Raw genomic sequence first — 17,573 nt, 5'->3', positions numbered from 1 at the left:
AATGCAAAGCCCGCAGCGGATGCAAGTCCCTGCGGGCTTTCATGCATTCGTCGCACCTTTACGCTGGAAGCGTGCCGAATTTCGGCGCATCGCCAGGATGCAACACACGATTGAGCAAGCTCAACTCAATGCACCGATTTCGCTCTATAGTTGACTTCCAGTCCTAATCTAGGGGCGAATATATGGCGCTTTCAGCTTGCATTCTCGCGGCCGGAGAGGCGCCGGCAAATGCCAGCAACCAGCTACGGATCGACCTGTCCGACGCTGGCGTCTCCCTCATCGAAGCCCCGCAGGAAAACGACGCGTCCATACTTTTGTTCCGACGATGGGATGGTGAACTGGCGGCCAGGCTGCAAGCGGCCAGCGGCCAGCAAATGCTGGCCATCTGTTGCGAACCCGCCGAACTGGAGGCCGACGCCATGTGGGACGTCCTCGCGGCCGGCGCATCCGACCTGCTCCTATGGCGCAACGACGAACCAATCCTGGCGCAGGTGCTGGCGCGGCTGGAGCGCTGGCACGAAGTCGCGCAACTGATGTCTTCCGACCGCATTCGCGCCTGCCTGGTAGGACAAAGTGCGCCATGGCGGCGCCTGCTGCGCAGTCTGGTCGAGGTGGCGGCGTTTGCCGACTCGCCTGTACTGATCACTGGCGAAACCGGCACCGGCAAGGACCTGCTGGCGCAAGCCATCCACCGCCTGCAAACCGGGCCGGGGCCCCTCACAGTCGTCGATTGCACGACGCTCTCGCCAGAACTGGCCGGCAGCGAACTGTTCGGACACGAGCGTGGCGCCTTTACCGGCGCCTACACTGCACGCGATGGCGCCTTCGCGGCAGCTAACGGCGGCGTGCTGTTTCTCGACGAGGTTGGCGAGTTGCCGCTGCCGCTGCAGGCGCAGCTCCTGCGCGTAATCCAGGAGCAGCAATATCGCCGCGTCGGCAGCAATGACTGGCATCCGACGCGCTTTCGCCTGGTGTGCGCCACCAATCGCGACCTTGAGGCGGAGGTCCAGCGCGGAACCTTTCGCGCCGACCTGTATTACCGCATCGCCGCCTGGCGCTGCCGCACGCCGCCGCTGCGCGAACGGCCAGGCGATATCCTGCCGCTGGTGCAGCATTTCCTGCGCCAGCTTGGCGGGCGCGATGTCGAACTCGATCCGGCGGTGCGTCAATACCTGCTCACGCGCAGCTATCCCGGCAACGTGCGCGACCTGCGCCAGACCGTGGCGCGCATCTGGCACCGGCATATCGGGCCGGGGCCGCTCACCATCGGCGATGTACCGCCGGAAGAGCGGCCGGCCGGTGGCGGTTCTTCCTGGCCCGATGCGGCCTTTCTCAACGCCATCGGGCGCGCGGTGGAACTTGGCATCAACCTGCCGCGCATCGGCCAGGCGGCCACGGACGCGGCAATCCAGCTCGTACTGCAGCAGGAAGGCGACAACAACCAGCGCGCTGCCCTGCGCCTTGGCGTGACGGACCGCACGCTGCAACTGCGCCGCAAGGCGCGCAATGCACCCGTCTAGCCCAATCCGGTCAGGCGCAGCAGGTTGCCGCCCAACACCAGGGCTTCGTCCCCTGCTCCCAGCCGCAGCAGGCGTATCTTCTCCAGCTCCACGCCGGGATGCAGCCAGGGCCCGTCGGTCCCGAACAGGACCTTGTGCGCGCCGGCCCGGCGGATCGCCTGCTCCAGCAGGTCGAAGCGGCGCACGCCTGCGCTGTCGGTATAGATGTTGCGGTGCCGCGCCAGGTGATCGATCAAGGCCAGTTGCGCCGCCCAGTCGTCGGCAAAGCTGCCCAGGTGCGGCAGGATGAAATTCACGTCCGGGTATTGCTCTGCCAGCAGCTGCGCCACCGACGTCACGCCGACCGGGTCGTACAGCACCGGCAAGCCAAAGTGGCGCGCAACTTCGCATACTTCGCCGGTAATCGGCGCGTCGTGCCGGTGCAGCTTGATGCCGGCAAAGCCGTAATCCTCCACCGCCCTGCGCACCAGCGCTGCGATCCGTCCCGCGTCGCGCCGGGCGTGCACAAAGGCGAAGGCCAGGTAGCGCTCCGGTTCGGCGGCCACCAGCCTTGCCACGCCGGCATTGGCAGCGCCGTAATCGGAATGGAATGCCGCCAGCAGCACGGTACGATCGATACCGGCTTCGCGCGCGCGCCGGGCGTAGCGGCCCAGCGCGGCGTTGCTGTCCCAGGGACCGGTCAGGCCGTCGCCCGGCCCGGCATGGCAATGGCAGTCGATGATCATGACTTGCCGAAGTGCGGGGCGTGGGTGCGCAAGGCTTCCAGCACGGCACGGCGTACCGCCTGCGGGCTGCCATCGCTGGCGCCGGCCGCCTGGGCGGCGCTGCCGGCGATGCGTACGAAGCGGCGCGCCGCTTCCAGCTCGCGGTCCGCTCCCGGCATCTCCTGCATCTCCATTTCGAGCGCCTTGCTCAGCGCCCCGCCCAGCGCGCGGCCCAGGGCTGTTCCCACGCCGGGAATCGGAATGAACGATCCCAACGCGCCACCGACGAACGGCAATGCCTTCTTCGCCACGCCCTTCAGGATGCCGCCCAGCGGCTTGGCCACCTTCTTGATGCCCTTCCAGACACCTTTGAACATCTTGCCCAGGAATTGCTCAAGCTCCGCCTCGCTTTGCACGCCCAGCAGCTCCATTGCCAATTCCGTTTCCTGAGCCGTGCTGAAGGGGCCGTGCCGGCAACGCTTGCAGCCGCAGGGGGCTTCGTGCTCTTCACCCAACAGTTCAAGTTCCAGCTCCCGGCGCTGGTTGGTCAGCACGCCCTGGTGATGCCGGAACATCGTATCGTGCAGGGTGCGTTCGCGCCTCCGCCGGTCGGCGTCGTCGGCCAGGTTGGCCGCAATGTAGACGCTGACATCGGATGGCCGGATGCCCATCATGCCGGCGCAGATGCGGTGCTGCGCCAGGCGCTGCCCCATATGGCGGGCCTGGCCACTATAGCCCCGGCGCTGGCCGTTGACAGTGAATTCCAGGTAGTACAGCCCCGGGCCGTGGGTGCGCGGATCGGCAGGTGCGCGGTCAAGCGAAACGATCGGCGCATAGGCCGGCTGCAGGGCCGGCGGCATCCGCCCCACCGCCTGGGCGATGGTTGGCGGCAGTTCGCTGTCGCCGTCGCCGTCATCGGGACCGGGTTCGTCGACGGCCGGCGGCTCGAGCAGCGGCAGCGGCTCGAATACCGGTACCCGGTAAGGCCAGCCCCCTCCATAAGATCGCGCCGGGCGGGATTTGCGGGAGGGACGTGCCCGCGGGCGCCCCATCGTACGGCCACCTTTGGACCGCCATTCGAATTCCATCGTCTCAAACATGCAGCACCTCCATCAGTTGTCCAATTGAGCGGGCGGCATAGGCGACCTGCTGCGCGCTGTGGTCGGCCCGCAGCAGCAACGTCAGGAACTGCCTTGCCGGTGTTCCCTGCAACAGCACTTCTATTCCGGCCAGCGACAGCTCGCGCCTCAATCCAGGTCCATCGCAAGAGGCCGGCAGCAAGATGCGCTGCACCGGGAATTGGCCACCCTGGCAGGCAATCCCCCGTGCCGCAAGCAGGCCTCGCAGTTGCTTAATCCGTTCCAGAACGCGCTCGCGCAAGGCCCGGCCGACCCGGCGATTCGCTTGCAGCGCGCAGCACCCGGCCATAATTGCCGCCACCGACGGCGGGCTGCAATGCACGCGCGTTTCGCTGGCGGCCATGAAGCGGCCCAGCATCTTGCGCGGCCCGGCAAGTACGGCAAGCGGGACCCCGAACCCCTTGGCCAGCGAGGCCCCGGCAAGTACCGGTGCGCCGGCCAGGCCATGTTCCGCGACCGAACCGCCGCCATCCATGCCCAGGACGCCAAGCGCCTGGGTATCGTCCAGCAACAGCAGGCCGCCACTGGATTCGGCGATGTCCGCATAGGCCGCCAGCGGCGGTGCCACCGGGTCGCCCGGCGTATAGCCGTCCGCCAGGATGACCGGCCCGCGTCCGGCTTGCCGCCAGCGCCGCGCCAGCGCCGCAGCCTGGGCGGCATTGCAGTGGCTGAAACACTGCAGCGGCACCCCTTGCGCACTGGCGCGTTCGGCGCCCCAGCGCGCCACCGGATAGGCCGCGCTGTCGACCAGCAACGCCACCGGAGCGGCCGCCAGCCAGGCAAACACGTCCCAGAACAGGTGCAGGCTGGAAGGCAGCAGGCAGGCCGCCTCGCAATCCATCAGGCGCGCGAGGGCGGCGCCCAGCTCCGCTTCACCCGGCACCGGTTCCAGCGCCGCCGGCTTCCCCAATGTCAGCTCATCCCACGCCGGCAGCGCCTGCGCGCCATGCCGCATGCCCAGGTAGAGGGCGCTGGTGAAGTCGGTGCGCACCAGCGCCTCACGCAGTGCGGGGCATGGCCTCGAGGCGCTGGCGCAACAGCACCGACGGCATGGTGGACTCCAGTTTCGGGTTCGCCGTTTCGGAAGTCATGTCCACGCCCGTCACCGCGCGGTAGGCATGCATATAACCCTGGGCCTGCGGGCGCCAGAAGCGCGCCCACGCAAACGCTTCGGTCGGGTCGTACACGTCGCTCCAGTGGGTGTAGCGGATCGAGAGCAGCAGCTGCTCGCCGAACATGGCCAGGTCGCGGAAATGGGCAATGCTGGTGTCGCTCCAGCCCTGAACCTTCTTCATCGCGTCCACCCGGTCCATCCAGGGCTCGGGGTGCGCCACCATGAGCCGGGTCGGCAGGAATTCGCGGAACTCCGGCCGCGCCAGCATCCATTGCTGCATCAGCATCTCGATACGCGCAGTGGACGGCAAGTCGCCGAACTGGTTGTGCGCACCCTGCGACAGGATCAGGTGCACCTCTTTGAGTGCATTCAGGATCGGGAAGGCGTCGGCCTTGACCGTGGTGTCGTCGTCCTGGCGGTAGAAGGGCATGAGCTGGCGCAGCAGGTTGTGGAAGGCCTCGACGAACTTGGAACGGCTGTCGGCCGGCCGGAAATCGCGCACCGCCCTGCCGTCCAGGTGGATGCCGTAGTGGTGGTCGTACTCATAGTTGCGGCGCACAACGCTCAGGCGATGCTGCTCGTCCTGCACATAGCCCCACAACAGGTTGTTCAGGGGCCGCAGCATGTCGACCTCCATGTTCGCCAGGGGGTCGGCGCCGTTGCCGTGGGCCGACGAGCGCACGTTCTGGAAGCGGCGCGTGATGGCATTCATGGTCTGCACCAGCATGCCCTCTTCCTGCCAGTAGGACCAGATCAGCTCCATCATGCACGGATTGACCAGCCGGTCGCGGATGAAGCCCGCGCACAGCTCCGCGTCGTGGTGCTCCCTGTGATCCATGTGGATGCGCACGTCCGGCAGCTTGCTGCGGATCAGGGCCAGGTAGGGCAGGATGCGCGTCTTCTGGTCCAGCGAGGTCAGGTAGCGCTTGACCAGCTCATCTTCCAGCTTGCGCTCGCCCGGCAGGTCGCGCCGGTCCAGGTAGTCGGCGTCCTCCTGGGGACGGAAGGCATACGGTGTGCGCAGCACGCCGCAATTGACCATGACGAAAGCCTCGGTAGCTGCCTTCAGCACGCGATAGGAGTCCGAATCGCTGAACGGCAAGGTACGCCGCTTCTCCAGCTGGCGGAAGACGCGTTCCTTCTCGTTAAAACGGCCGCGCTCGAATTCCGGCACCTCGCCGCCCGCGTCGTTGCAGAACAGGTGGTCGATGAACAGCTTGTAGGTATTGAAGGACAGCGCTTCGGCGCTGTTCCGGATCAGGGTCCAGTGCGCGATCACGGGCCGGAATTCGGCCTCCGTGCGTGAGGCCTGGGTGGTGATGGTGCCGCTCACCTGCGTCGCGCTGCCTTCGTCGACGATGATGGGTTCGGAAGCGCGATAGTGGGCGGCGTCGTTCGGGTCGGGCGTCACCCCGTCCGGCTCCAGCGCGGCCATGTAGACGTTGACTGCGGCCTCGGTGGTGCCGGTTGCATTCAGGCGCATGTTCGACTTGACGCCCTTCTGCGCCTGGCTTTGCAGCGGGGGCTCCGGCACGTAGTACATGCCCTCCATCGGGTTCGCCTGTCCCGCCACGCCGTGCGATACCGTTACCCAGACCGTATCGCCAACCAGGCCGTGCGGCCGGTCCTGGTCGTCGCCATTAGCGAAGAAGACCGGGTCCAGCCTGAACGACGGGTCCAGCAGGAATTCGGTCTCACCGCGCGTGTCCGAGGTCAGGATGTCGATCCTGTTGAACCGCTCGAAGTCCTTGTCGAAGGGCGTGACGTTGTTGTAGACCACGTAGTAGGTGCCCATTTCCAGGCCGTCGAAACGGGCACGGCCATTGGGGCCGGTGTGGGTCGGGCGCACCACGGGCCAGGCGGACATCATCTTGCGCGCCTCTTCCGGGCTGGCCGACGCTGCATTGAGCTGCTGCAGCTGCTTCAATTGCGCGTCCGACGGATGAACCAGCAGCAGGTGGGCGTGCACCACCGGGACCCAGCGATTGTCCGATATCCGGGCCCGCACGTTGACATCGATCTTGCCGCTTGCGCCTGCGGCTGCCGCACTCGTTTTCGTCATGATGGAACTCTCCTCAAAGATCAGTCAGGGTATTGCGAAGCGCCCAGTGCGTCAGCAGGCGCGCCAGCAGGATGCTTTCATGTTCCGGGCTCAGGATTCCGTCCGCGCGCGCCTGGCCGATCACGGCGAACACCAGTACCGGAGCCGCCTCGTACATGCGGTGCGGCTTGCGCTGCCAAAGGCGGAACAACAGGGCCAGGTAGGCGGGTTGCCGGTGCTCCACTTGCAGCGCCTGCGGCAGCGAAGCTCCGCGCAGCAGGGCGGGACGATGGTTGGCCAGCAGGCCCGCCAGTGCCGGCATCGAACGGCGCAGCGAGATCAGCAACTGCCGGTCCGCTTCCGGTACGCCATCCAGGGGATAGTAGGACTCCCACAGGCGTGCCATGCGCCCCCACTGCCGGTGCGGGTAAAGCCGCTCGCCCATCGCGCAACTCAGGAGGACCCGGATCCAGGGCACCGGATGGGGATCGTCGATGTTGATGCGGAAAACGAATATGCGCGGCAAGCTGACCACACCGATCAGGCCGAGGGTGGCCGCCACGCCCACCCTCGCCAGCGACCAGAAGTCCGCGACGATTTCGGAGATCCAGCGCTCCCACAGCTTCCACACCTGCCCCGGTCCCGCGCCGCCGGATTGCAGCGATTGCAGCACCGGGCGCAGCGAGTTGACCAGGTCCAGCAGAGCCGCCCCCTGGTGTCCGACTTCATGGAACAGCGAGGAGGCAATGCTGGCGCCGACCATCCGTTCGCGCGGCACCCGGATGATGGCGACCGGGTTGTCGCCGCCGCCGGGCAGGCGGGTTCGGGCGCGCCGGATCGCAGCACCGGGGCCGCGATCCAGGTAGCACACCACCGGCGGCGGCCTGTAGTAGCCGCCGCGCAGGGCCAGGGCATCGGCCGATGCGATGTCCAGCCCTGCCAACCATACGCCGTTGCGATGTTCGCTGCGCTGCGTGACCACGTCGTTGAACATATCGAACTGGATCAGTGCCGCGTTGAACTTCATGCGCAGGAACGTGAAGCGGCGCTGGGCCTGGGCAGGACTGGCGCGCCGTCCGTCCGGGCTGCGCAGCCAGCGCAGGAAGCCGCGCACCATGGCCCGCAGCTCGCGCCGCCCCGCCACCAGTTGCCGTTCGATGCCACGCTGCGCCCGCGGCAGCAAGGCGGCAGCCGGCACCATCGGCTCGATCAGGGCAAAGGGCAGCACTCGGGCCAGGCGCGTCAGCAAGGAGCGCGCCTCCTGTGCCAGCATCCAGGCGGCGTACGGGTTCATTTGGCTCAAGCTCCGTACAGCACGATCTTGCGCCCCTGGCGCACCCAGCGCCCGCTGCTGCCCTGCGTGGCACCCGCGCCGCCGCCCATGCCGCGGCCGGCTGCACCTTGCTGGCCGCCCTGCTGCCCGGCACGCCCCAGCAAGCCCGGCGCGTGCTGGCGCACGGCCGCCGTAGCGGCCTGCATGGCAATCTGGCGCGGATCGCCGCCACGGGCCTGGGCCGCGCGGTTGACGGTATCTGCGGCCAGTTTGACGAAAGTACGGGCGCCGTCGAATTCGCGATCCTCGCCGGACATCTCGCCCTCCGCTTCCAGGCCCAGGGCGCTGCCGGCGGCCGAAGCCAGGCCGCTACCGATCTTGGCGCCAAGCGGGCCGCCGAAGTAGCCGCCGATCGCGCCGCCTGCCAGCGGCAGGGCCTTCTTCGCCACGCCCTTGAGCGCACCGCCAATGGCCTTGCCAACCGGCGAGCGGATCACGTTGCCGGCGAACGAGGCCGCCTTTTTCAGGAAACCTCCCAGGAACTGTTCCAGTTCCGCTTCATTGGTCACGGACAGCAGTTCGCTGGCCAGTTCCATTTCCTCGGCTTCGGTCAGCATGCCTTGCTGGCCCATTTCGCCGCCCCATTCCGATTCGCCAAACTCATACTCGCCTTCATAGGAAGTTTCGTTGCCGAATTCCAGGGTGGTACGGTCGATGTCATGCATGATTTGCCCCCTTTGATGTGATGCTGCGGATGGTGGAACGGAATGCCGTTCCATGATGGATACGATGGCGGGCAGCAGGCCCGGTGCATATCGCCTTGCCGCCAGGTTCAATGCAGCGCGCCTTATCTGGCGTGGGTCGCCGCGGGCTGCCTGCCTTGCGCGGCGCGCCGCCAGTCCGGCAAAGCGCATGAACTGGCGCGCCGTTTCAAACTCACGGTCTTCGGCACTGAGGCCTTCGAGTTCCAGCCCAAGCATACGGCCGGCCCTAGGACCTGCGGAAAGCACCCGGTCGGCCAGCCTGGGCAGCACGCCATCCAGTCCTGGCGCCGCGCTGCGGAACCAGGCCGGCAAACGGCCCTCGCGGCGCGCCGCCAGCAACTCGGCGGCTTGCGGCAGGCTTTCATCGCGCCATGCTGCGTATGGCGCCGCCAGAGACAATTCCAGTTCCGGCCGATAGCTGAGCAGACGGTCCATGCTTTCTCCATTGCCTAAACCATGCAAGGATCAGTGCAAGGCGCGTGCCAGCGCCGCCGCCGGGGCGGGCGCCCGCGGCGGCGAAAGAAATTTCGGATGGGGACGAAAAGAACGGACCTGGGGCGAAATCCGCTTCGCCCCGATGGGGATCAGGCCGCGACAGCGACCGTCAGGCTAACGACGTAGCCGTCCGTGACATTGCCGCTCATGACGCCGAGCTGCAGGGAGTAGCCATCGCTGAAGATGTTGTCGGTGGCGAAGCTGATGCGCGACAGGTTGCTTGCGGAACTGCTGTAACCCGAAGTGGCATAGACCTCGTTCAGCGTCGCCAGCGGAAAGGTGAACTGCGATGTCCTGATCCGGTTGGCGGCGCTGGTGCTTTGCGCCAGGCTGCGGTAGACCTCGAAGTGCACGTGCGGCATGCGGCCGTCGTAACACCCAGGGAAGATGGTAGTGAAGGACAAGTCGCCGTTTGCGTCCGCGCCCTGCACGCCACGCAGGTAGTTCTGGTCCGTTACCCCGCTGGAGTACAGCGAATAGCGGCCTTCGCGGTCACAGTGCCACAGGTAGACCGCGAACTCGCGGGCCGCCGCACAGCTATTGTTCGCGTTGATGATCTTCAGCTTGATCGTTAGCGGGATGCCGGCGGCAGTGCCGCTGGCGCCATTGAAGCTGTTGCGGGTATCACTGCGTACGACGGCGGCCGCCGTCCATGTTCATCATTGCTTCCAGGTCCGCTGCCAGGCCGTGGTCATGCGCGTCCATAAGGTTCTCCTTTTTATGCCGTGGTATTGGCCAAGTTGCCTCTGCCGCTCTCGGACCGATCGCCCTGCAGCGACAAGATCAGGCCTTGCAGGCCGTCCGCCAGCGGGACATGGCTGTAAAAACTGGCCGGATTAGCGTTCATTGAAGCCTCCGCGTTGCCGGCCAGCCCTGCGATCGTCCACCTGCTTTCGCTGCTCTGGGGTCAACAGGGCCAGCACTTTCTGGTGCGTGCGGATATGGGACATGGTCAGGTTGGCTTGTGCCTGCGCCGCGGCCTGCGCCAGCCTGGTGGCGGCGGCATCGTCGAACTTTTCGGCATTGCGCATGTCATGCAAGGCGCGCATTGCCTTGTCGTGGGAGCGCTGTTGCTCGCGCAGGTAAGGCGCCTGGTTGTGCATCAGTTGGAACAGCTTGTCTTCCTGGCTTTCCGACAAATCCAAGCCGTGCAGGAATGGCAAGCCCGGCCCAGCAAAATGGCGGCTGCCGTCGCCGCGCGGCCCGGCCAACAGCGGCCGGTCCGCTTCTGGCGGCAAGCCTTCCTCCGCGCCGGCCATTAGCGGCAGCGCCATCGCGGCGGCCAACAGGAGCTGGGGCAATTTCATCTTCTTCATGGTGGGTCTCCGGTGGTGATGGTGAGATCCCATTCTCTTGCTACAGCCTGTAAAGCGCCGTAAGTAGCAGGTAAAAACGTGTAAAGATGGGGGAGCCAGGCCGGAACGATTTGTTATCATGGGCGCCATGAACAAGGTCCTGTTGATTGACGATGACGTCGAACTGGTCGGCATGTTCCAGGAATACCTGGAGCAGGAAGGCTTCGAAGTCAGCACCGCCTACGACGGCGAAGCCGGCACCGCCTCCGCGTTGACGGGGACGTACGCCATTGCCGTCGTCGATGTAATGATGCCGCGCATGAACGGCCTGGAAACGCTGCGCCGCATCCGCGCCGTGAGCCGGATGCCGATCCTGATGCTGACGGCGCGCGGCGACGATACCGACCGCATCGTCGGCCTGGAACTGGGCGCCGACGATTACGTCACCAAGCCCTGCACGCCGCGCGAGCTCACGGCGCGCATCCGCGCCATCCTGCGCCGCACGCAGGCCGTGCCCGATACGGGCGGCGGACCGCTGGTCGTCGGCCAGTTGACCATGTGGCCGGAGCAGCGCCGCGCGGCATGGGGCGGCGTGCCGCTGGAGCTGACCAGCACCGAATTCAACCTGCTTGAAGTGTTGGCGCGCAATGCAGGCAAGCCGGTCAGCAAGAACGTGCTGTCAGAACAGGGGCTGGGACGCCCGATGGCGCGTTTCGACCGCAATATCGATGTCCACATGAGCAGCTTGCGGCACAAGCTGGGCGCCATTTCGGACGGCCGCTCCTGCCTGCAGACCGTGTACCGCCTGGGCTACCAGCTGATCCGGGAGTAAGCCGTGGGCCGCCTGTTCTGGAAGTTCTTCTTCTCGATCCTGCTCGCCCAGGTTGCGGCCACCGCTGCGATCGGTGGCGCGGTATGGCTCAAGGCGCGCGCTGCCGCCGAAGCGCGGCCTTCGGATATCGAAACCGGGCCGCCGGCGGAGATATCGATCGAGTCTGCCGCCGCAACGCTGGCCTTTGGCGGCACCGGCGGTTTGCGCCAGCTTCTGGAGAATATGCCGCGCCACCGGGTATATGCCGTCGGCGATGACGGCAAGGAGCTGTTGGGACGCATCACCACGCCGGGCATGCTGTCGGAAGCGCAGAAGCGGCTCGCCAGCCCTGACCCGCGCGGCGTCCGTCAGGTGACTGCGCCGAACGGCCAGCGCTACCTGCTGTTCCTGCCTTCCCGCCGCCACCAGGGCAGGCTTGATGCGCCGGACTCGCGCAACCTGCTTGCCGGATCGGGCATCCCGGGCCTTGACCCGCGCGCATTTCGCCACCCGGACAACCGCCACGCGGACAGCCGCCCTGCGGCGCCCCCGCCCGGCGCTGATGTACGCACCGGCGCCGGCGCGCATGGCGGCGGCCCCGCTCCAGGTCCCGGCCAAAGACAGGATCCGGGCGCCGGCCCCGGTCCAGACCCCGGCCGCGGCGCATCGGGCGGCCCGCCGCCGCGTTTCCGCCCGTTGACGCCCTTTATCCCCATTGGCGCCGCTGTGCTGGCAAGCTTGCTGTTCGCCGCCCTGCTTGCGTGGTACTTCGCCCGCCCTATCCGCGCGCTGCGCCAGGCCTTCGACGCAGCGGCAAATGGCGACCTCGCCCCGCGCTTCACAGCCAAGCCGCGCGCCGGCGGCGACGAACTCACGTCGTTGGGCCGCGATTTCGACCGCATGACAGGCCGCCTGCGTGCCCTGCTGGACGGCCAGAAGAACCTCCTGCACGACGTCTCGCATGAATTGCGCTCGCCGCTGGCCCGCCTGCAAGCGGCCATTGGCCTGGCTCACCAGCAGCCGGAAAAGGCCGCCGCCTCGATGGAACGCATCGAGCGTGAAAGCGTGCGCATGGACAAACTGGTCGGCGAACTGCTTACCCTGTCGCGCCTTGAAGCCGGTGCCTTCGACGCGCCGAAGCAGGAATTCAGTATTGGTGAACTGCTCGACGACATCCTGCAGGACGCAAGCTTCGAAGCAGCCACCAACGGCCGCGAAATGGCCATCGAATGCAGCGCCGATGCGCAGTTGAATGGCCAGCCGGAACTGCTGGCGCGCGCCATCGAAAACGTGATCCGCAATGCCATCAAGCACAGCCCCGCAGGCGGCAAGGTCGAAGTGGAAACCGCACGCGATACGCGCTTCATCCGGATCCGCGTGATGGACAGCGGCCCTGGCGTGGCGCAGGAAGATCTGGGGAAGATTTTCCAGCCCTTCTACCGCAGCAGCAGCACGGAAAAGGACGTGGACGGACATGGACTGGGTCTGGCAATCGCCCAGCAGGTGGTGCAGCAGCACGGCGGCCGCATCGCCGCCGCCAATCGATGCGGCGGCGGACTTTGTGTGGAGCTCTCGCTCCCGCTAGCCAATGCCTAGCGTTTAAGCTTTCGGCAGGGTCACGCCATGCTGGCCCTGGTACTTGCCGTTGCGGTCCTTGTACGAGGTTTCGCAGATTTCATCGCTTTCGAAGAACAGCACCTGGGCGCAGCCTTCGCCAGCGTAGATCTTGGCCGGCAGCGGCGTGGTGTTCGAGAATTCCAGGGTCACATAACCTTCCCATTCCGGCTCGAACGGCGTGACGTTGACGATGATGCCGCAACGCGCGTATGTCGATTTGCCCAGGCAAACGGTCAGCACATTGCGCGGAATGCGGAAATACTCGATGGTGCGGGCCAGCGCGAAGGAATTCGGAGGAATGATGCAGACATCGCTCTTCACGTCGACAAAGGAATTCGAATCGAAGTTCTTCGGATCGACGATAGTGCTGTTGATATTGGTGAACACCTTGAATTCGTCGGCACAGCGAATGTCGTAGCCGTAGGAGGAAGTGCCATAGGAAATCACCTTGCGGCCGTCCACGGCACGTACCTGGCCCGGCTCATACGGCTCGATCATGCCGTGTTGTTCCGCCATGCGGCGTATCCATTTGTCGCTTTTAATCGTCATCGCAGGTGCTTTCTGGTTTAAATAATGGTGCGGATTTTACATCAGGCGCGCATGCGCTGGGGCGCTTCGCCGGCCTGGAGCTCGCTCCCCAGCATCTGGCGGATCAAATCGCGCGTCATTTCCGCCGCGAGGCGCGGCATCTCCATCGGGAACAGGTGCGAGCCGCGCATCATGCGGAAATTGCGGCCCACCAGCTGGCGCGTGTGCTCCAGGCCTGCCTGGCGGTTCTCCACTGAGTTGTCGCCCGCCACATAGGCCACCGGCACGGGGAACTGGCCCCTGACCAGGGTTCCGATGTGATGCGGCAGGGTGCGGTAAATGGCGGTTTCGGTCTCGCGCCTGAAACGAAGCTGCACGCCTTCCGGGTGCTCAACCAGGCCGTGCTCCAGGTAATCCTGCAGCACGCCGGGCGCCCAGGCGCCGAACATTTCTTTGCTGGCGAAATGGCGCAGCGCTTCCTTATGGTTCGGCCAGACATTGCGGCGCTTGGCCGAGAAGCGCGCCGGGGAATAGCGGTCCGAGAAGCGGGTGCCCTTGAACAGGCGCCATACATTGGCGCGCCAGCCGGCCACCACGGGGGAATCGAGCATCACCAGGCAGCGCACCAGCTCCGGGCGCTGCGCCGCCGCCATCAGGCTGAGGAGACCGCCCAGCGAGTGGCCGACCAGGATCACTGGTTCCTTATGGTAGCGGCTTTCCAGCTCGGAAATCAGCTCTTCGACCAGCTTGGCCCAGCCATCTTCGACCGGGTAGCGCGGGTTGTGGCCGTGCATGTCGAGCGCCTGCACTTCGAAATCCTGGCCGAGGTACTCGAAGAATTGGCGGTAGGTCCCCGCCGGATAACTGTTCGCGTGAGCGAAATGGACTTTCGGTTTCGTCATCGACTTATTCTAAAAGCAATGGCAACAAGTGTTTCGTACAAAGCTTCTAATTATCGCTCAGGATTAGCGGCCATGCCAGTAGCGGGCATGCTGCCGGCGATAGGCGCTGAGCTGTCGCGTGGCGCCGATCTCGATCGAAATGGCCCCGGATTCGTCGGTTCGCCAAATTCCAGCGCCCATTTCGACGTAGCGTTGCAAGACGTCGGCACGCGGATGGTGGTAGCGGTTACGGTAGCCGAGCTGGAAAACGCCATGCTGCGGCCGCACCGCTGCCAGGAAGCCAGGGGTCGAAGAGGTGGCGCTGCCATGATGCGGCACCAGGAGAATCTCGGCGCGCAGCTTTGCCGGCATCGCTGCCGCCAGCGCCGACTCCTGCGGGGCTTCGATGTCTGCCGGCAGCAGCAGTGCGCCGCCTTTCGCCGAGATGCGCAGGGTACAGCCGCGCGCATTGGGCTTCAGGCTGTGGTCCCGGTAGCTTGCGGCCTGGGGGTGCAGCAGCTCGAAGCGGATACCGTCCCATTCCCAACTTTGGCCGGCGACGCAATGGCTATGCCGGGGCGATGCTTGCGCGATCGGGTGCTCCTCCGTCAGTGACGACAGTACCCAGCCAACGCGGATCTCGCGCAGGATCGCCAGGGCGCCACCAGAATGATCGCTGTCGCTGTGGGTGACAATCATGCCGTCCAGCGCATTGATGCCGCGCGCCCTCAGGTAGGGGAGAATGACGCGGTTGCCGCCGTTGGTGTCGGGCGTATAGGCGGGCCCGGTGTCGTACAACAGGCGATGTTTATTGGTTTCGAGCAGGATGGCCATGCCCTGCCCGACGTCGAAGGCGAGCGCGCGCAGCACGCCCGGCGGCGGACTTGCCGGTGGCGCGGACAGCAGCGGCAGCCAGCAAGCGAGGCCAAGCCAGCGCAGGGGCCAGCCGCGCGGGGCCAGCATCCAGGCAGTTCCGGCCAGGGCGAAGGCGAATACGGGCCAGCTTGGCGCAGGAGCGGACCAGACAGCCAATGGCTGGGCCGACAACCATTGCAGCAGCGCGAGCAGCGCCTCCAGTAGCCAGTGGGAACACTGCAGCACCGGCGCCGCCAGCGGGCCTGGCAGGATGCTGCCCGCCAGTGCCAGGGGGGTGACCAGTAAGCTGATGACAGGGATGGCGATGGCGTTCGCGAGGGGGCTGACAAGCGAAACTTGCGAAAACAACAGCATTGTCAGCGGGACAAGACCGACCGTCACAGCAAGCTGCGTCACGGCGGCCAGGCGCAGATTTTCGCGCGCACGGGCGAGCCAGGCGGCGCCCCGCCAGCCGGGCGCCGCCCCCTGCACTGACGGCGCCATCGCCAGCGCATCTGCGGAAAGCGCGCTGCCGGCCAGCGACATCCTGCCGACCGTTGCGTACAGGATCGCGGCCACGGCGCCGAACGACAGCCAGAATCCAGGCCACATCAGCGCCCACGGGTCGAGGATCACAACCAGGCCAGCTGCCAGCGCCAGCACATGGGAGACCGCTGACAGCCGGTCCAGCCATACCGCAAGTGCCACCACCCCCAGCATATACAAGGTGCGCTGCGCAGGAACGCCAAATCCTGCCAGCGCGACATACCCCCACGCAGCGAGGAAGCCGGCAATCACCGCCAGCCGCGCGGAAGGCAGCAGCAAGGGCAATTGCCACTCCGGCATGAAGAACGATTTGCGCCATAGCCAGCCAACTGTCCACGCCACCAGCCCGGCGATCATGGTGATGTGCAGTCCCGATATGGAAACCAGGTGCGAAATGCCTGTGCGGCTGAAGACTTGCCAGTCCTGCTGGGAAATGCCGCGCTGGTCACCCATCGCCAGCGCGGCAATCACGCCGGCGTAGCGCGCATCCGGCAAGGCGTCGTTGATATGCTCGCGGATCGCGTAACGGGCGCGTTCGAGGGCGTTATGCGCGGTTGGCACGAATCCGGACAGGCGCTCATTGCGGCCCTCGGCACGTACGTAGCCGGTGGCGCGGATGCCCTGCTCCAGCAGCCATAACTCGTAATCGAAGCCAAACGGGTTGGCATTGCCATGCGGCCGCTGAAGGCGTACCTTCAGGCGCCAGCGCTCCCCCGGCAGCAGTTCGGGCAGCGGCGCACTGCTGCCCGTCCGCGTCCCGGCATACCAGGACAGCACGATGCGCCGCGGGACGGCAGATGGCGATTCGACGGCAAAGTTGAAGCGTGTGCTGCCTTGTTGGCGGCTTGGCAGGCTGTCGACCGTGCCGATTATCTCGAAGTCGTTGCCTTCGTCGGGCTTCGCCAGTTCGGTGGACAGGGCGCCTTGGGCAACAAAGGCGGCCCACGCAAAACCGGCCAAAGCGCCCGCGGCGGCGGCAAATGCCGCGCGCAGCAAGGCGGAAGCCAAGGCCCTGCGCGTAATGCAGGCGGCGCCCAGCGCTGTCAGCGCCGCGGCCAGGATGCAGCCTAGCTGGATGCCCGCCCCGGGCAAGACTGCCTGTGCCTGGAGCCAGGCCACGCCGCCGATCAGGCCGAGGATTGCGCACCGCATCTCCCCTCCCCGGCTCTCTGGCCGGTCAGGCGGGCAGCAAGGCCCGCAAGCGCGGCATCACATCCAACGCATTTTCCGTTGTCGCCGCAGCGACCAGGCCGGGCTCCGCGCCACGCAGGCCGGCCAGCGCCGCGCCGATCCCGGCCACTTCGGCCGGCGTGTTCACGCCCGGATGCACCCAGGACGGGGCAATATCCGGAGCATCCGTTTCGACCACGATGGCAGACAGCGGCAATTCAGCCGCCAGCCGGCGGATCTGCAGCGCACGGGTAAAAGTCAGGTTGCCGCCAAAACCCAGCTTGAAGCCGGCGTCGATATAGGCCTGCGCCTGCTGGAAGCTGCCATTGAACGCATGCGCGATGCCGCCCGCCGGACCGACCTGGCGCACATGCTTCAGCACCTGGTCCTGCGACTTGCGCACATGGCAAAGCACGGGCAGATTGAAGTCGCGCGCGATCCTGAGCTGCTCGCGCAGGAAAAACACCTGCTTTTCGCGCATATCCGGCTCGCACAGCATGGGGATGAAGAAATCCAGCCCGATCTCGCCGATCGCCACAAAACGGGGATCATCCATCGCCCGCGCCACCTCCTCGCGCATGAAGGCCAGGTCGTCCTCCACCGCGTGCGGCACGTAGAGCGGGTGGATTCCCAGGCCATAGCACGCGTTCGGCGCCGTGTGAGCCAGCTCGCGAACCACCGTGAAGTTCGCGCGGTCGACCGCCGGAATCACCACCATTCCCACCCCGCGCTCTTGTGCCCGGGCTGCCAGCGCCAGCGACTGCTCGCCGAATTCGTGGGCATCAAGGTGGCAATGGGTATCGATCCACATGGTGCGCTC

15 protein-coding genes and 1 pseudogene are annotated in these 17,573 nt (G+C 66.1%); 3 read left to right on the top strand and 13 right to left on the bottom strand.

Annotated features, from left to right (window positions below):
• Window positions 1-182: 182 nt before the first annotated feature.
• On the top strand, window positions 183-1,520 hold the full coding sequence (locus tag ACWBU6_RS14595) for a sigma 54-interacting transcriptional regulator (RefSeq protein ID WP_452649492.1): 1,338 nt from the start codon (window positions 183-185) through the stop codon (window positions 1,518-1,520).
• Here ACWBU6_RS14595 and ACWBU6_RS14590 read toward each other — a convergent pair.
• The 9 genes and pseudogenes from ACWBU6_RS14590 to ACWBU6_RS14550 all read right to left on the bottom strand — a co-directional run bounded on the left by ACWBU6_RS14590 (window position 1,517) and on the right by ACWBU6_RS14550 (window position 10,366).
• Complete coding sequence (locus ACWBU6_RS14590; RefSeq protein WP_452649491.1) at window positions 1,517-2,245, bottom strand: amidohydrolase family protein; 729 nt, start codon at window positions 2,243-2,245, stop codon at window positions 1,517-1,519. The genes ACWBU6_RS14595 and ACWBU6_RS14590 overlap by 4 nt on opposite strands.
• Window positions 2,242-3,324 (bottom strand): hypothetical protein, encoded by a 1,083-nt coding sequence (locus ACWBU6_RS14585; RefSeq protein ID WP_452649490.1) that lies wholly within the window; start codon window positions 3,322-3,324, stop codon window positions 2,242-2,244. The genes ACWBU6_RS14590 and ACWBU6_RS14585 overlap by 4 nt, the downstream gene beginning before the upstream one ends.
• Window positions 3,317-4,354 (bottom strand): aminotransferase class I/II-fold pyridoxal phosphate-dependent enzyme, encoded by a 1,038-nt coding sequence (locus tag ACWBU6_RS14580; protein WP_452649489.1) that lies wholly within the window; start codon window positions 4,352-4,354, stop codon window positions 3,317-3,319. The genes ACWBU6_RS14585 and ACWBU6_RS14580 overlap by 8 nt, the downstream gene beginning before the upstream one ends.
• A gap of 7 nt (window positions 4,355-4,361) precedes the next feature.
• The gene (locus ACWBU6_RS14575) at window positions 4,362-6,539 is read right to left on the bottom strand and encodes an 8-amino-7-oxononanoate synthase (RefSeq protein WP_452649488.1); all 2,178 of its coding nucleotides are present in this window, start codon (window positions 6,537-6,539) and stop codon (window positions 4,362-4,364) included.
• Window positions 6,540-6,552: 13 nt separating this feature from the next.
• Window positions 6,553-7,812: a hypothetical protein gene (locus ACWBU6_RS14570; RefSeq protein ID WP_452649487.1), complete on the bottom strand. Its 1,260-nt coding sequence runs from the start codon at window positions 7,810-7,812 to the stop codon at window positions 6,553-6,555.
• Window positions 7,813-7,817: 5 nt separating this feature from the next.
• Entirely contained in the window at window positions 7,818-8,990 is a 1,173-nt protein-coding gene (locus ACWBU6_RS14565) for a hypothetical protein (RefSeq protein WP_452649486.1), read from the bottom strand.
• 149 nt (window positions 8,991-9,139) lie between these two features.
• Window positions 9,140-9,640, bottom strand: a pseudogene (locus ACWBU6_RS14560) (dioxygenase family protein); the annotation flags it as partial.
• Window positions 9,641-9,768: 128 nt separating this feature from the next.
• Window positions 9,769-9,897: a hypothetical protein gene (locus tag ACWBU6_RS14555; RefSeq protein WP_452649485.1), complete on the bottom strand. Its 129-nt coding sequence runs from the start codon at window positions 9,895-9,897 to the stop codon at window positions 9,769-9,771.
• A complete protein-coding gene (locus tag ACWBU6_RS14550) occupies window positions 9,887-10,366 on the bottom strand; it encodes a Spy/CpxP family protein refolding chaperone (protein WP_452649484.1) in 480 nt (159 codons plus the stop codon). The genes ACWBU6_RS14555 and ACWBU6_RS14550 overlap by 11 nt, the downstream gene beginning before the upstream one ends.
• 127 nt (window positions 10,367-10,493) lie before the next feature.
• Between ACWBU6_RS14550 and ACWBU6_RS14545 the strand changes: the two genes are divergently transcribed.
• Together ACWBU6_RS14545 and ACWBU6_RS14540 are read left to right on the top strand one after the other, a co-directional pair.
• Window positions 10,494-11,177 (top strand): response regulator transcription factor, encoded by a 684-nt coding sequence (locus ACWBU6_RS14545; protein WP_452649483.1) that lies wholly within the window; start codon window positions 10,494-10,496, stop codon window positions 11,175-11,177.
• Between the two features lie 3 nt (window positions 11,178-11,180).
• Entirely contained in the window at window positions 11,181-12,752 is a 1,572-nt protein-coding gene (locus ACWBU6_RS14540; RefSeq protein WP_452649482.1) for a HAMP domain-containing sensor histidine kinase, read from the top strand.
• Between the two features lie 3 nt (window positions 12,753-12,755).
• Here the strand turns inward: ACWBU6_RS14540 and dcd are convergent, their stop codons facing one another.
• The 4 genes from dcd to ACWBU6_RS14520 form a co-directional block, all read right to left on the bottom strand.
• The gene (dcd, locus tag ACWBU6_RS14535) at window positions 12,756-13,322 is read right to left on the bottom strand and encodes a dCTP deaminase (RefSeq protein WP_090443665.1); all 567 of its coding nucleotides are present in this window, start codon (window positions 13,320-13,322) and stop codon (window positions 12,756-12,758) included.
• Between the two features lie 41 nt (window positions 13,323-13,363).
• Window positions 13,364-14,203, bottom strand: a complete 840-nt coding sequence (locus ACWBU6_RS14530) for an alpha/beta fold hydrolase (RefSeq protein WP_452649481.1) — start codon at window positions 14,201-14,203, stop codon at window positions 13,364-13,366.
• Window positions 14,204-14,266: 63 nt separating this feature from the next.
• Window positions 14,267-16,735, bottom strand: coding sequence for a DNA internalization-related competence protein ComEC/Rec2 (locus tag ACWBU6_RS14525; protein ID WP_452649480.1), 2,469 nt, complete (start codon window positions 16,733-16,735; stop codon window positions 14,267-14,269).
• A gap of 25 nt (window positions 16,736-16,760) precedes the next feature.
• Window positions 16,761-17,564: a TatD family hydrolase gene (locus tag ACWBU6_RS14520; RefSeq protein WP_452649479.1), complete on the bottom strand. Its 804-nt coding sequence runs from the start codon at window positions 17,562-17,564 to the stop codon at window positions 16,761-16,763.
• Window positions 17,565-17,573: the final 9 nt, after the last annotated feature.

The organism is Pseudoduganella sp. HUAS MS19 (genome assembly GCF_053615455.1).
This window is presented reverse-complemented; position numbering and strand designations above follow the sequence as displayed.

What these genes read in the sequence shown, in the direction of transcription:
- ACWBU6_RS14595 (WP_452649492.1), top strand. Translation starts at nt 183, where the DNA reads ATGGCGCTTTCAGCTTGCATTCTCGCGGCCGGAGAGGCGCCGGCAAAT.
- ACWBU6_RS14590 (WP_452649491.1), bottom strand. Translation starts at nt 2,245, where the DNA reads ATGATCATCGACTGCCATTGCCATGCCGGGCCGGGCGACGGCCTGACC.
- ACWBU6_RS14585 (WP_452649490.1), bottom strand. Translation starts at nt 3,324, where the DNA reads ATGTTTGAGACGATGGAATTCGAATGGCGGTCCAAAGGTGGCCGTACG.
- ACWBU6_RS14575 (WP_452649488.1), bottom strand. Translation starts at nt 6,539, where the DNA reads ATGACGAAAACGAGTGCGGCAGCCGCAGGCGCAAGCGGCAAGATCGAT.
- ACWBU6_RS14570 (WP_452649487.1), bottom strand. Translation starts at nt 7,812, where the DNA reads ATGAACCCGTACGCCGCCTGGATGCTGGCACAGGAGGCGCGCTCCTTG.
- ACWBU6_RS14565 (WP_452649486.1), bottom strand. Translation starts at nt 8,990, where the DNA reads ATGGACCGTCTGCTCAGCTATCGGCCGGAACTGGAATTGTCTCTGGCG.
- ACWBU6_RS14555 (WP_452649485.1), bottom strand. Translation starts at nt 9,897, where the DNA reads ATGAACGCTAATCCGGCCAGTTTTTACAGCCATGTCCCGCTGGCGGAC.
- ACWBU6_RS14550 (WP_452649484.1), bottom strand. Translation starts at nt 10,366, where the DNA reads ATGAAGAAGATGAAATTGCCCCAGCTCCTGTTGGCCGCCGCGATGGCG.
- ACWBU6_RS14545 (WP_452649483.1), top strand. Translation starts at nt 10,494, where the DNA reads ATGAACAAGGTCCTGTTGATTGACGATGACGTCGAACTGGTCGGCATG.
- dcd (WP_090443665.1), bottom strand. Translation starts at nt 13,322, where the DNA reads ATGACGATTAAAAGCGACAAATGGATACGCCGCATGGCGGAACAACAC.
- ACWBU6_RS14530 (WP_452649481.1), bottom strand. Translation starts at nt 14,203, where the DNA reads ATGACGAAACCGAAAGTCCATTTCGCTCACGCGAACAGTTATCCGGCG.
- ACWBU6_RS14525 (WP_452649480.1), bottom strand. Translation starts at nt 16,735, where the DNA reads ATGCGGTGCGCAATCCTCGGCCTGATCGGCGGCGTGGCCTGGCTCCAG.
- ACWBU6_RS14520 (WP_452649479.1), bottom strand. Translation starts at nt 17,564, where the DNA reads ATGTGGATCGATACCCATTGCCACCTTGATGCCCACGAATTCGGCGAG.